The organism is Paraburkholderia phymatum STM815, from assembly GCF_000020045.1.
In the GTDB taxonomy this organism is placed as follows: domain Bacteria; phylum Pseudomonadota; class Gammaproteobacteria; order Burkholderiales; family Burkholderiaceae; genus Paraburkholderia; species Paraburkholderia phymatum.
The window spans coordinates 3,075,427-3,088,473 of record NC_010622.1; the positions used below are offsets into that span (position 1 = coordinate 3,075,427).

The following is a 13,047-nucleotide window of genomic DNA, read 5'->3' on the forward strand; positions in this document are numbered from 1 at the left end:
CCATAGCCCCAATACGTCGCGCCAAAAACGCCGTAGCGTCCCCGTGCAACTGCTAACGATCGGAATCAATCACCACACAGCGCCTGTCGCCCTGCGCGAACGCGTGGCATTTCCGCTCGAACAGATCAAGCCGGCGCTTTCTACGTTCAAGGACATCTTTCTGGGTCGCACGGCTCGCACCGCGCCGGAAGCAGCCATCCTGTCGACCTGCAATCGCACCGAGCTCTACTGCGCCACCGACGACCACGCGGCCCGCGAAGCCGCGATTCACTGGCTGTCGGAGTACCACAACATCGCCATCGACGAACTCGCGCCGCACGTTTATGCGCTGCCGCAGTCGGAAGCGGTGCGCCATGCGTTTCGCGTCGCGTCGGGGCTGGATTCGATGGTGCTGGGGGAAACGCAGATCGTCGGTCAGATGAAGGATGCCGTGCGCACGGCGACGGAAGCCGGGGCGCTCGGTACCTATCTGAACCAGTTGTTCCAGCGCACCTTCGCGGTCGCGAAGGAAGTCCGCACCACGACTGAAATCGGGGCGCAATCCGTTTCCATGGCTGCGGCGGCTGTACGCCTCGCGCAGCGCATTTTCGACAAGGTGTCGAACCAGCGCGTGCTGTTCATCGGCGCGGGCGAAATGATCGAATTGTGCGCGACTCACTTCGCCGCACAGCAGCCGCGCGAGCTAGTCGTCGCAAACCGCACGGCCGAACGCGGCCAGCGCCTTGCCGAGAGCTACAACGGCCGCGCGATTCCGCTGTCCGAGTTGCCGACGCGCATGCACGAGTTCGACATCATCGTATCCTGCACGGCGTCGACGCTGCCCATCATCGGTCTCGGCGCGGTTGAGCGCGCGGTGAAGGCGCGGCGTCATCGCCCCATTTTCATGGTCGATCTCGCCGTGCCGCGCGACATCGAACCGGAGGTCGGCAAGCTCGAAGACGTGTTTCTGTACACCGTCGACGATCTCGGCGCGATCGTCCGCGAGGGCAATGCGTCGCGGCAAGCTGCCGTCGCGCAGGCCGAAACCATCATCGAAACGCGCGTGCAGAATTTCATGCAGTGGCTGGACGCGCGCAGCATTGTGCCCGTCATCCGTCACATGCACACCCAGGCCGACGCGCTGCGCCGCGCCGAAGTCGACAAGGCGCAGAAGATGCTCGCGCGCGGCGACGATCCCGCCGCCGTGCTCGAAGCGCTGTCGCAGGCGCTGACCAACAAGCTGATCCACGGTCCGACGCATGCGCTCAACCGTGCCAGCAGCGAAAACCGTGATCAGCTCATCGAATTGATGGGCGGCTTCTACAAGCACGCACACCCGTCTTCCGAGCGTTAGCGGCGCTTCTCGCCGCGGCAGCGCGCGGGTGGCCGACAGGCTCGCACGGTGCCTCATCTGCAGTGACAAGGGTGCTTTCGCCCGCTTCCCCGAATCCAGCCGTTCTTTCCGGACCCCGCTCCGACCGCCCCAATGAAAACGAGCATGCAAGCCAAGCTCGACCAGCTAACCACACGGCTGGCCGAACTGAACGACCTGTTGAGCCGCGAAGACATCACGTCGAACATCGATCAATACCGCAAGCTCACGCGCGAGCACGCGGAGCTGCAGCCGGTCGTCGAGCAATACGGTCTGTGGCGTCAGACGATGAACGATGCGGCCACCGCGCAGGAACTGCTGTCCGATGCATCGATGAAAGACTTCGCAGAAGAGGAAATCCGCGCGTCGCGGGAGCGGATGGAGACGCTCGAAAGCGAATTGCAGAAGATGCTGCTGCCGAAAGACCCGAACGACGACCGCAACATTTTCCTCGAAATCCGCGCCGGCACGGGTGGCGACGAATCGGCGCTGTTCGCCGGCGACCTGCTGCGCATGTATCTGCGTTACGCGGAACGCAACCGCTGGCAGGTCGAAATGATGTCGGCGAGCGAATCGGATCTGGGCGGCTATAAGGAAGTAATCGTGCGGATCGCGGGCGAGGCTGCGTATTCGAAGCTCAAGTTCGAATCGGGCGGACACCGCGTGCAGCGCGTGCCTGCGACGGAAACGCAAGGCCGCATCCACACGTCCGCCTGCACGGTCGCGGTGATGCCGGAAGCGGATGAAATCGGCGAAGTCGAGATCAATCCCGCCGATCTGCGCATCGACACGTTCCGTGCGTCAGGCGCGGGCGGTCAGCACATCAACAAGACCGATTCCGCGGTGCGCGTGACGCACCTGCCGACGGGCATCGTCGTCGAATGTCAGGACGACCGTTCGCAGCACAAGAACAAGGATCGCGCGCTGAAAGTGCTCGCGGCCCGCATCAAGGACAAGCAGTATCACGAGCAGCATGCGAAGGAGGCAGCGACGCGCAAGAGCCTGATCGGTTCGGGCGACCGGTCGGAGCGCATTCGCACGTACAACTTCCCGCAAGGGCGTCTCACCGATCACCGGATCAATCTGACGCTGTATCGCCTCGAGTCGATCATGGAAGGCGATCTCGACGAACTGATCGCGGCGCTCGTGTCCGAGCATCAGGCGGAACTGCTCGCATCGCTCGGCGACGCCGACTGACCCGCGCGCATGAATCACTCCGTCGATACCGTCGCCACGCTGCTCCGCGCGTCGCCGCTGCCCGCGCTCGAAGCGCGCATTCTGCTCGGACACGCGCTCGGCTGGCGGCGCACGGAACTGATTACGCGCGCCGACCATCCGCTCGATTCCGCTCAGGTGGCAGCCTTTCGCAATCTGGAAACGCGGCGCGCGGCGGGCGAGCCGGTCGCGCAGCTGATCGGCTCGCGCGAATTCTTCGGACTCGATTTCGACGTCACGCGCGATGTGCTGATCCCGCGACCGGAAACCGAACTGCTGGTCGAGACCGCCGTGCAGGCTCTGGAAGAACACGGCGCTCGTTCCCGCGTGCTCGATCTCGGCACGGGCACGGGCGCGATCGCGGTGTCGATTGCGTGGTCGCGGCCGGATGCACGGGTATGGGCCGTCGATCGCTCAGAAGAAGCGCTGTCCGTTGCGCGACGCAACGCCGTCAGACTTCTCGAACCGAAACGTCCCGGCGGCGATCTGCGATTCGCACTTAGCGACTGGTACTCGGCGCTCGACGCCTCGCTCGTATTCGAAGTGATCGTCAGCAACCCGCCGTATATTGCGAGCGGCGATCCGCATCTGTCGCAAGGCGACTTGCGCTTTGAGCCGCGTGGCGCGCTCACCGACGAAGCCGACGGCCTGTCGGCGATCCGCGCGATCGTCGCCAGCGCGCCGGCGCGGCTCGTGCCGAACGGTGTGCTCTGGATGGAACACGGCTACGACCAGGCGCAAGCCGTGCGCGCGATGCTCGCCGCGCAAGGCTTCGCCGACATCCGCTCGGAATGCGACCTTGCCGGCATCGAGCGGATCAGCGGCGGACGCTGGCCGGGCTGACGGGAGCAGCATCACAACGGACGGGCAACCGATCCAGCCATCGGTCGTGAGCGGCGAAATCCGCTATCATTTGTCTCTATCCCCAACAAACACCGGAATCGCAAGGTCAGTCATGGACACGCAACAACGCATCAAGCAAATCGTCGACGAAAATTCCGTCGTGCTCTTCATGAAAGGCAACGCGCAATTCCCGATGTGTGGCTTCTCGGGCCGCGCAGTGCAGATCCTGAAGGCATGCGGTGTCGATCAGTTCAAGACGGTCAACGTCCTCGAAGACGACGCCGTGCGCCAGGGCATCAAGGAATTCTCGAACTGGCCGACCATTCCGCAGCTGTACGTGAACGGCGAGTTCGTCGGCGGCTCGGACATCATGATGGAGATGTATCAGTCGGGCGAACTGCAGCAACTCTTCGCCGCCGCCTGATCCACGCAGAGGGGCGCCGCCGTCATGGAAACACGCGTCGCCCGTCAGGAAAACGCACGCCGGCTGATCGTCGCGATCACGGGTGCGACAGGCGCCATCTACGGCATCCGCCTGCTCCAGACGCTGCGCACACTCGGCGGTGTCGAAAGCCATCTGCTGATCTCCAGCGCCGGATGGCTCAATATCCAGCACGAACTTCAACTGTCACGCGACGACGTGCATCCGCTCGCGGATGTCGTTCATTCGGTGCGCGATGTCGGCGCGAGCGTCGCATCCGGCTCGTTTGCGACCGACGGCATGATCGTCGCGCCCTGCTCGATGAAAACGCTCGCGAGCATCGCGCATGGCCTCTCCGACAATCTGATCACGCGCGCCGCCGACGTCACGCTCAAGGAACGCCGAAGGCTCGTGCTGATGGTCCGTGAAACGCCGTTCAATCTCGCGCATCTGCGCAACATGACGGCCGTCACCGAAATGGGCGGCATCATTTTTCCGCCGCTTCCCGCCTTCTACACTCGGCCTGAGACGATCGACCAGATGGTCGACCATACCGTCGCGCGCGTGCTCGATCTTTTTGCGCTGGGTCCGGCGCTGGCGCCCGCCTGGCACGGGTTGAACCGTCCGCAGGCGTAAGCCCGGCCACCCGGCCTTGAGCATTCACAACTGCCGCGAGACAATCAAATGCAGATTTGACCGTTTATCAAACGGCAGTGCGGCCTTATATTCGGTTCAAGCTAACCCTTTGTCGCACTGCCATGACCCGCTTGCCCTCTCTCTTCCTGTCGCACGGTGCGCCGACGCTGCCGATCGACCCGTCGATGCCGCGCGCGCAGTTCGCATCGTTGTCGTCGGAAGTGCCGCGTCCAAAAGCCATCCTTATGCTGTCCGCGCATTGGGGCACGCTGCAGCCCGCAGCGAGCACGTCGGAAGCGCCTGAGACGATTCACGACTTCTACGGCTTCCCGCGTCAGCTGTACGAAATCCAATACCCGGCGCCGGGCGCGCCTGATGTCGCACGCCGCGCGGCTGAGTTGCTCGGCGGCGAAGGTATTCCGACGGCGACGCAGCCTCACGGTCTCGATCACGGCGCGTGGGTGCCGATGCTGCTGCTGTTCCCTCACGCGGACGTGCCTATTGCACAACTGTCGATCCAGCCTCAGCTCGATCCCGCGCATCATTTCCGCGTGGGCCGTGCGCTTCGTCCGCTGCAGGAGGAAGGCGTGATGATCGTCGGATCCGGGCAGATCACGCACAACCTGCGCGAAGCGGATTTTTCAGCACGTCCGGAAGACGCGGATCCGCGCGTTACCGAGTTCACCGACTGGTTCGAAACGCGCCTTGCCGCACGCCATATCGATGCGCTGCTCGACTACCGTCGTCAGGCTCCGCACGCGGAGTTCATGCATCCGACCGACGAGCATCTGCTGCCCGTGTTTGCAGCCCTCGGCGCCGCACCGGATGACTACGCGCTCGGCATTCAGTCGCTCGGTACGTTCCAGCGCTCGCTGGCGATGACGAACTACGTGTTCGGCTACGCCTGATCCCCGCACGACACATCGCGTCGCGCAAACTAAAAAGCCCGCCAGAATTCTGGCGGGCTTCTTCTTGTGTCAGACAGTCAAGCGCTGAAGATCAGGCGCCCACGCCTTCGAGGATCTCGTCGTGCGACTCGCGCTCGTTCAGATACCCGGTGCGATAACCCGTATGCACGCCCCAGTAATAGAAGATCAGCGAGAACACGATCACGACCAGCATGTCCCAGCCGTACGGCAGCACGCCCATGCCGCCGAACTGCTTGCTGCCGATCAGCGACAGGATCGCCATCACGGGCAGGTACGCCACCAGCCACCACGCCGCCTTCAGGTCCTGGTTGAAGCCCGAGAAGCCCGACTTCGCCTGGAAGTAGAAGTACACCGGCAGCGCGACGATCATCAGCAGAATGATCTCGCCCGTCAGCGGCCACTTCGCCCAGTACAGGATCAGCGAAGCACACACGAACGCGAACGGTGCGATCAGCCCCATGCCCGGAATGTGCAGCGGACGCTCGAGGTCCGTTGCCGAGCGGCGCAGCGCCATCAGGCTGATCGGGCCCGTCAGGTACGAGATCACCGTGGCCACCGAAATCACCGCTGCCAGTGAGCTCCAGCCACGGAAGAAGAACAGGAAGATGAACGACACCAGCAGGTTGAACCACATCGCCGGACGCGGTACGCCGTACAGCGGATGCACGCTGCCGAAGATCTTCGGCATCGTGTTGTTGCGCTCCATCGCGTAGATCATGCGCGTGGTCGTCGCCATGTAGGTCGTGCCCGTGCCGCTCGGGCTGACGAACGCGTCGATGTACAGCAGGATCGCGAGCCAGTTCAGGTTCAGCGCGATCGCCAGTTCCGCGAACGGCGACTTGAAGTTGAACTGGTTCCAGCCCTTCATCACGTCGGCCGGACTCACTGCGCCGATGTACGCAACCTGCAGCAGCACGTAGATCACCAGCGCCAGCAGGATCGAGCCGATCACCGCAAACGGCACGCTCTTCGCCGGATTGCGCGCTTCGCCGGCGAGGTTGATCGGGCTCTGGAAACCGTTGAACGCGAACACGATGCCGCTCGTCGCGACGGCCGTCAGCACCGCCGACCAGCCGTATGGCGCGAACGTGCTCGCTTCGCCGAGGTTTTCCTTGTGAAAGCCGCTCATCATCAGGCCGAGAATCGTCAGACCGGGGATGATGAACTTGAAGATCGTGATCGCGGTATTGGCGCGCGCGAATACCTTCACGCCCCAGTAGTTCAGCATGAAGTAGATCACCACGAGCACCGCCGACAGCAGCAGGCCCGGTGTCGTCAACTCGCTGTTGATGAACAGGTTATGCGCCCATTCGTACGGCCACGTGCTCATGTACTGGATCGACGCTTCAGCCTCGATCGGAATCACCGACACGATGGCGATCCAGTTGGCCCACGCGCTGATGAAGCCCACCAGCGCGCCGTGCGAGTAGCGCGCGTAACGCACCATGCCGCCCGACTCCGGGAACATCGCGCCCAGTTCCGCGTAGGTCAGCGCAATCGCGAGAATCACCACCGCGCCGATCACCCACGCGCACAGCGCCGCAGGACCCGCAATCTTGGCCGCCTTCCAGGCGCCGAACAGCCAGCCGGACCCGATGATCGAGCCGAGTCCCGTCAGCATCAGCGCGAACGGGCCGATGTGCCGTTGAATGGAACTTTTCACCTCTTCTCCTATATCTGAAAGCACGCCGCTGCCGCCGCCAGAAACACGGTTAGAAGTCATAGGAAAGACTAGGGCAGGCGGCGGGGCGGTGGCGAGCGCGGTTGCGGGTTTTCACTGGTGCAACCGGTCGCGTGCGGGCCGTAGTTTAACGGTTGCACCGTCCGATTGCAGTTAAAATCCGCTCGCGCCCTACAAAAAAATCGCGAAAATTGCAAGCTTTGTAAGACCACGAGTAGCTAAAACCCTCGGCTAATATGAGGATTTAAAGATTACGGTTGACCTTCTCTCGAAATGCCCGTATAAAGAACGGGCAGGATTTCAAGCGGCGAGTGAATTGGTCTTTCGTAGTTCGCCCATCAACGGTACTCCGGTTGGTCCCATTACCCTTCCTTGATTTTCATGCACCCTCGGGCTACGGCCTTTCTGGCTTCGGCCTTGTTCACCATTTTTAGGAAAAAGTAATATGGAAACCGGTACCGTCAAGTGGTTCAATGACGCAAAGGGCTTTGGCTTCATCACCCCGGACGCTGGCGGCGAAGATCTGTTCGCGCATTTCTCGGAAATCCGCGTCGAAGGCTTCAAGACGCTGCAGGAAAACCAAAAGGTTACCTACGACGTCAAGACGGGCCCGAAGGGCAAGCAAGCCGCTAACATCAAGCCGGCCTAAGCTTCGCTTTCTTCCGGAACGCAAAAACCCCGCCTCGGCGGGGTTTTTTGTTTTTCGGCCTCAATCGCTTTGTCGGCGTGAACGCTGAATTCTCTATTGGAATACGCGCTGCGCGTGAATGCCCAATCCGGTTGCAACGCTGGCGAGCCGGTCGCCGAATACGGGGCGCGCATCGGGGAAAGCTGCTGCCAGCGCACCCGACAGGAACGCCAGCCCCGTCGATCCGCCCGTGAAGTACAGTGCATCGACCTCACGCGGTGCGACGCCCGCGCGTTGCACCGTTTCGCGCGCGGCCTGAACGATGCGGTGCGTCTCGTCCTTGCCGGCAGCAATGAGTTGCGCTTCGTCGAAGGCGAGGCGCAAATCCTCCTCGACGATCTCCAGATCGATCAACGTCTCGCCGCCCGCCGCGACGCCGATCTTCGCTTCTTCTGCGTGCGCCGCGAGCGCATGGCCGAAGCGCTGCTCGACAACGCGCATCAGACGGTCGTGATGCTTCGTGTTCGAGTAGAGGTGCCGCATCAAGCCGAGCTCCGATACGCGCTTGGGCGTATAGACCGTGTTGATCAAATGCCAGGTGGCCAGATCGAAGTAAATGCGGTTCGGCACCTCGCGCCCGTCGGGATCGAGCGACTGGTAGCCGAGTTCGCGCAGAACGGTGGCGAGCTCGACACGGCGGTCGAAGTCCGTTCCTGCGACGTGCACGCCGTGATGCGCCAGCACGTCGTCCTTGCGCTCGAGGCGCTGCATCCGTTCCGGCCCGACACGCACAAGCGAGAAATCCGACGTACCGCCGCCGATGTCCGCCACCAGTACGAGCCCCTCGTGCGTCAGGTGCGCTTCGTAGTCGAATGCGGCCGCGATCGGTTCATACTGGAAGTGAATTTCGCTCAAGCCCACCGAGCGCGCCGCCGCTTCGAGCTGCTGCTGCGCGAGCTGATCGGCGCGCGGATCGTCGTCGACGAAAAACACCGGGCGACCGAGCACCGCGCGGCTGATCGGCGTGCCTGCCGTCTGCTCCGCGCAGCGCTTCAGATGCGTGATGAAGATCGCGATGACGTCGGTATATCGGATCGCCGAGCCATCGCCGAGATCGGTGGGGTTGTCGGCAAGCGCCGAGCCGAGAATGCTCTTCATCGACCGCATCAGCCGGCCGTCGAAGCCGTCGATATACGCTTCGAGCGCCGCGCGGCCATATGCGCGCGTGTTTTCGTCGGTGTTGAAGAACACGGCCGTGGGCAGCGTCGTGTAGGCACCTTCGACAGGCGCCAGCTTCAGCGTCGCCTGATCGGCCGTTGGGCCGCCGACTGGTACGGCAACTGCCGAATTAGACGTGCCGAAGTCAATCGCGCAATAGGTCATGGCAGGATTCGCCGCTCACGCTGGCGCGAACAGAAAGAGGACGGGCTTTGTAACATGAAAGCGGTGACACCATCAACCGACAGCGGACGCTAACGGGGAATGCTGCTTGCTGCACCGAAGGGTCGCGCCGAGCCGGAAAGAATTCGACAGGATACGCCCTTCGCCCGGCGCTCACAGCAGCTTCCGAAAATGTGCCGGCTGTCCGGCTTACCTGTCAGCATTGGCTTGCCCATTCAGGAGACCCAATGCAGGAACCCTCTACTGCCACGGTCGGCGCCGAGCCGTCCGTCACCGTCGAGACCGATCTGCCATCGCGCCTCGATCGCTTGCCTTGGGGCCGCTTCCACTCGCTGATCGTGGTTGCGCTCGGCGTGACATGGCTGCTCGACGGGCTGGAAGTGACGCTCGCGGGATCCGTCGCAAGCGCCTTGAAGTCGAGCGACGTGCTGCACTTTTCGAACGCGGACGTGGGGCTCGCGGGCAGCGCATATATCGCGGGCGCGGTGCTAGGCGCGCTCGGCTTCGGCTGGCTGACCGACCGGCTCGGACGCCGCAAGCTGTTCTTCATTACGCTCGCGCTCTATCTGGCGGCGACGGCGGCGACGGCATTCTCGTGGAATCTCGCAAGCTTTCTGTTGTTCCGCTTTTTGACGGGCGCGGGCATCGGCGGCGAATACACCGCAATCAATTCGACCATCCAGGAATTCACGCCCGCCCGCGTGCGTGGCCACACCGATCTTGCCATCAATGGCACCTTCTGGATCGGCGCAGCACTCGGCGCGATCGGTTCGCTGGTGCTGCTCGATCCGCATCTGTTCCACGGCGACTGGGGCTGGCGCGCGTGCTTCTTCATTGGGGCGGCGCTCGCGCTGGCGATCCTGCCGATGCGCGTCTGGATCCCCGAAAGCCCGCGCTGGCTGCTCACGCACGGCGAAGAAAAGGAAGCGCGCCGGATCGTCGAAGGTATCGAGGCGCGCTTCCGCGCGCAAGACCACGCCCTTGCCGACGACGCGCTCAAGCGTCTGCGCCTGCGTGCCCGCGAGCGCACGACGTTGCGCGAGGTCTTCCACACGCTGTTCGTGTTGCATCGGCGCCGCGCGCTGGTCGGGCTGTCGCTGATGACGGCACAGGCGTTCTTCTACAACGCGATCTTCTTCACCTACGCGCTCGTCCTGACGGACTTCTATCACGTGCCCGGCGACCACATCGGCTGGTATATCCTGCCGTTCGCGCTCGGGAATTTCGCCGGGCCGCTTTTGATCGGCAGGCTGTTCGATGTGATCGGCCGACGCAAGATGATCGCCGCGACCTACGCAATCTCCGCGATCCTGCTGACCTTGAGCGGCTACCTGTTCGAGCAGGCGTTGCTCACCGTAACGACGCAAACGATCGCGTGGATGGTGATTTTCTTCTTCGCGTCGGCGGCGGCAAGCTCGGCGTATCTAACCGTCAGCGAATCGTTTCCGCTCGAAATCCGCGCGCTCGCGATCGCGGTGTTTTACGCGTTCGGCACGGCGCTGGGCGGTATCGCGGGGCCGGCGTTCTTCGGCCGTCTGATTGACACGCAGCAGCGCAGCGAAGTGTTCTCCGGCTATCTGGTCGGCTCGGCGCTGATGCTGGCCGCGGCGCTCATCGGGGCGATCTGGGGCGTCGACGCCGAGCGCCGTTCGCTCGAGACGGTCGCGGCGCCGTTGTCAGCCGTCGAGGATCAGTAAGGCCGCAGCACCACACAAAAAAACGGCCCAGATGGGCCGCGTTGCGTCGTCCTGCAAGCAAGAACTGAAGATCGCTCAGAACGCCTTGTTCCACGCGCCCGCAAATGCGATGTCACCGAGCGGCACCCGCACGCGCGCTGCCTTCTCCCGCTCGCGCAGCACCGGATCGAGTTTGTCGACGTCGCCATAATGCGCAATCGAAATCATCGCGATCACTTCGGTGTCATCAGGCACGGCGAAGGCCTTGCGAAACGCGTTGACGTCGAAGCCGCTCATCTGATGCGCGGCGAGTCCCAGCGCGTGTGCCTGCAACACCAACGACAGCGCCGCTGCGCCCGCATCGTACGGCGCGCAGCGGTTGATCTCGCCCTTCGGCGTCAGCGTGCGCGCCGTTACGCAGATCAGCACCGGCGCATTCGCGTTCCAGCCCTGATTGAACGGCACAAGTGTATCGAACGCTCTTTTGAACGAGACTTCGTCGGTCGAGCGGTCGAACACCACGAAGCGCCACGGCTGCAGGTTGTACGACGAAGGCGCCCAGCGCGCCGCTTCCAGTACGGAACGCAGCTGCTCGCGGCTCACCGGCTCGCTCGAATAGGCGCGTGGGCTCCAGCGGCCTGCGATCAGTTCATGAACGGGAACGTCGGTGGGTGCGGGTTTGTTGGTCATGCGCATCTCTCGGTCGGAATTCATGATCGGCGGGCAGCAGCCCGGCGGGCCACTAGCATAACCCGAGGCGCGCGTTTTCCGCCGCTCAGGTCGCGCACATAAATATCGCGAAAGCGCATAAGAGGAGCGCGTCGCGGCATCTCAGCCGCGACGCGCTTCACGGTCGAGCCGATTACGACGTCACACCGCCTGTGCGGCGACGCTCCGCTCGGCGCGATTGATCCGCAGCACGATGATCGACGCAACGATGCACAGGCCACCCGAAATCATCGACGCCACCGTGTACGTGCCCAGGCTCGCGCGCAGCATGCCGGCGCCGAGCGCTGCAAACGCCGCGCCGAGCTGGTGACCGGCAACGACCCAGCCGAACACGACTGGCGCCGATTCCTTGCCGTAGACGTCGGTGGCGAGACGCACAGTGGGCGGCACGGTTGCGATCCAGTCGAGGCCGTAGAACACGGCAAACAGCGGCAAGCCGAAAAAGTCGATGCCGAACGCGTGTGGCAGATACATCAGCGACAGGCCGCGCAGCCCGTAGTACCAGAATAGCAGCACGCGCGCGTTGAAGCGGTCCGACAGCCAGCCCGACAGCGTCGTGCCGAACAGATCGAAAATGCCCATCGCGGCAAGCAGCGACGCGCCCTGCACTTCCGTCATCCCGTAGTCGCCGCACATGGCAATCAGGTGCGTGCCCACGTAGCCGTTCGTGCTCGCGCCGCAAATGAAGAAGCTGAAGAACAGCAGCCAGAAGTCGCGCGTCTTGCTGGCCATCGCCAGCGTGCCGAAGGCGATCGCGAGCGGATTCCTGTTGCTGACGTCCGAACGGATGGGTGCGTCGGCGGGTTCGCCGAAGGGACGCAGCGCCATGTCGGCGGGCCGCTCGGGCAACAAGAACGCGACGAGCGGCAGCACGACGGCGGCCGCGATCGCGACCGTCCACACGACTGGCCGCCAGCCATGATGCTGCGCGATCGCCGCCAGCAGCGGCAGGAACACCAACTGGCCCGTCGCCGAACTGGCCGTCAGAATGCCCATCACGAGACCTCGGTGCGTGGTGAACCAGCGGTTCACGACCGTCGCCGACAGCGTGAGTGCCGCTACGCCCGTCGCGCCCCCCACCATCACGCCCCACACGAGAATCATCTGCCACGGATGCGCCATCAGCGACGACAGCCCGACTCCCGCCGCCATCGTGCCGAGCGCAGTCAAAATGGTCGGCCGCACGCCGAAGCGCTGCATCGCCGCTGCCGCGAACGGTCCCATCAAGCCGTACAACGCGATATTCACCGAAATCGCCAGCGAGATCGTCGCGCGGCTCCAGCCGAAATCGTGCTCGAGCGGCACCATCATCACGCTCGGCGTCGCACGCGTGCCGGCTGCCGCAAGCAGCACCAGAAATACCACCGCCACGGCCAGCCAGCCGTAGTGGAAGCGCCCGCCAATCACTCTTGCTGCCCAGTTCATCGGTTCTCCAAGGGTTCCGCCGCGGCTCGCGAATGTCGCGATGTGAGCCGCAGCTGATTCTTACCACTTTCGTAGAAGACTTGTGACTGACCTGTCACAATCGGTCTTGCGA

Annotated in this window: 12 protein-coding genes; 8 read left to right on the forward strand and 4 right to left on the reverse strand. The window is 63.4% G+C overall.

Features of this window, described 5'->3' with window-relative positions:
• Window positions 1-43: 43 nt before the first annotated feature.
• From hemA to BPHY_RS13855, 6 genes are all read left to right on the forward strand, one after another.
• Entirely contained in the window at window positions 44-1,333 is a 1,290-nt protein-coding gene (gene hemA / locus BPHY_RS13830; protein WP_012402091.1) for a glutamyl-tRNA reductase, read from the forward strand.
• A 132-nt stretch (window positions 1,334-1,465) separates the two neighbouring features.
• Entirely contained in the window at window positions 1,466-2,548 is a 1,083-nt protein-coding gene (gene prfA / locus BPHY_RS13835) for a peptide chain release factor 1 (RefSeq protein WP_012402092.1), read from the forward strand.
• 9 nt (window positions 2,549-2,557) lie between these two features.
• Entirely contained in the window at window positions 2,558-3,409 is an 852-nt protein-coding gene (prmC, locus tag BPHY_RS13840; RefSeq protein ID WP_012402093.1) for a peptide chain release factor N(5)-glutamine methyltransferase, read from the forward strand.
• A 112-nt stretch (window positions 3,410-3,521) separates the two neighbouring features.
• Window positions 3,522-3,833 carry a Grx4 family monothiol glutaredoxin gene (gene grxD / locus BPHY_RS13845; RefSeq protein WP_012402094.1) on the forward strand — a complete coding sequence of 104 codons (312 nt, stop codon included), beginning with the start codon at window positions 3,522-3,524 and terminating at the stop codon, window positions 3,831-3,833.
• A gap of 24 nt (window positions 3,834-3,857) precedes the next feature.
• The gene (locus BPHY_RS13850) at window positions 3,858-4,466 is read left to right on the forward strand and encodes a UbiX family flavin prenyltransferase (RefSeq protein ID WP_012402095.1); all 609 of its coding nucleotides are present in this window, start codon (window positions 3,858-3,860) and stop codon (window positions 4,464-4,466) included.
• A 122-nt stretch (window positions 4,467-4,588) separates the two neighbouring features.
• The gene (locus BPHY_RS13855) at window positions 4,589-5,374 is read left to right on the forward strand and encodes a DODA-type extradiol aromatic ring-opening family dioxygenase (protein ID WP_012402096.1); all 786 of its coding nucleotides are present in this window, start codon (window positions 4,589-4,591) and stop codon (window positions 5,372-5,374) included.
• A gap of 91 nt (window positions 5,375-5,465) precedes the next feature.
• Here BPHY_RS13855 and BPHY_RS13860 read toward each other — a convergent pair whose 3' ends face one another.
• Window positions 5,466-7,058 (reverse strand): APC family permease, encoded by a 1,593-nt coding sequence (locus BPHY_RS13860; RefSeq protein ID WP_012402097.1) that lies wholly within the window; start codon window positions 7,056-7,058, stop codon window positions 5,466-5,468.
• A gap of 463 nt (window positions 7,059-7,521) precedes the next feature.
• On the opposite strand from BPHY_RS13860, the gene BPHY_RS13865 reads away from it, so the two are divergent.
• Window positions 7,522-7,725 carry a cold-shock protein gene (locus BPHY_RS13865; RefSeq protein WP_012402098.1) on the forward strand — a complete coding sequence of 68 codons (204 nt, stop codon included), beginning with the start codon at window positions 7,522-7,524 and terminating at the stop codon, window positions 7,723-7,725.
• Between the two features lie 93 nt (window positions 7,726-7,818).
• Here BPHY_RS13865 and BPHY_RS13870 read toward each other — a convergent pair whose 3' ends face one another.
• Complete coding sequence (locus tag BPHY_RS13870; protein WP_012402099.1) at window positions 7,819-9,087, reverse strand: Hsp70 family protein; 1,269 nt, start codon at window positions 9,085-9,087, stop codon at window positions 7,819-7,821.
• 245 nt (window positions 9,088-9,332) lie between these two features.
• Here BPHY_RS13870 and BPHY_RS13875 point away from each other — a divergent pair, with 245 nt between their 5' ends.
• A complete protein-coding gene (locus BPHY_RS13875) occupies window positions 9,333-10,802 on the forward strand; it encodes an MFS transporter (RefSeq protein WP_012402100.1) in 1,470 nt (489 codons plus the stop codon).
• Window positions 10,803-10,877: 75 nt separating this feature from the next.
• Here BPHY_RS13875 and BPHY_RS13880 read toward each other — a convergent pair whose 3' ends face one another.
• Window positions 10,878-11,471 carry a nitroreductase family protein gene (locus BPHY_RS13880; RefSeq protein WP_041764057.1) on the reverse strand — a complete coding sequence of 198 codons (594 nt, stop codon included), beginning with the start codon at window positions 11,469-11,471 and terminating at the stop codon, window positions 10,878-10,880.
• Between the two features lie 180 nt (window positions 11,472-11,651).
• Window positions 11,652-12,935 (reverse strand): MFS transporter, encoded by a 1,284-nt coding sequence (locus tag BPHY_RS13885; protein ID WP_012402102.1) that lies wholly within the window; start codon window positions 12,933-12,935, stop codon window positions 11,652-11,654.
• Window positions 12,936-13,047: the final 112 nt, after the last annotated feature.